Below are 267 nucleotides of genomic sequence, written 5' to 3' on the forward strand. Positions count from 1 at the left end.
CTAATTCAAATTCATATGAAATGAGATTATCTAAAGAAGATATAACAACGAGAACAGCTAAGATCCAAATAGGTGTAATACTTATTACAAAGGCAGTGCTACCAAACAAAATAACGAAAACACCTAATCCGATAATTTTCCTCACTGTTTTTTTAGCAACTTTTTTTCTAGGATGATAGATAAAAATAAAATGTTTCGTACTATAAAACAATAAAAAAGAAAAGATAAATAAGAGATTTATTAAGCGAAAAGGCAGGACTGGATGAT

At 28.1% G+C, this 267-nt stretch carries 1 protein-coding gene; it reads right to left on the reverse strand.

Annotation, left to right across the window (positions count from 1 at the left end):
• A partial coding sequence (locus LJE08_RS14100) for a hypothetical protein (RefSeq protein ID WP_227403589.1) occupies nucleotides 1-267 on the reverse strand: 267 nt, incomplete at both ends.

The sequence above is a fragment of the Holdemanella sp. DFI.5.55 genome (assembly GCF_020593575.1).
Lineage (GTDB): Bacteria > Bacillota_I > Bacilli_A > Erysipelotrichales > Erysipelotrichaceae > Holdemanella > Holdemanella hominis.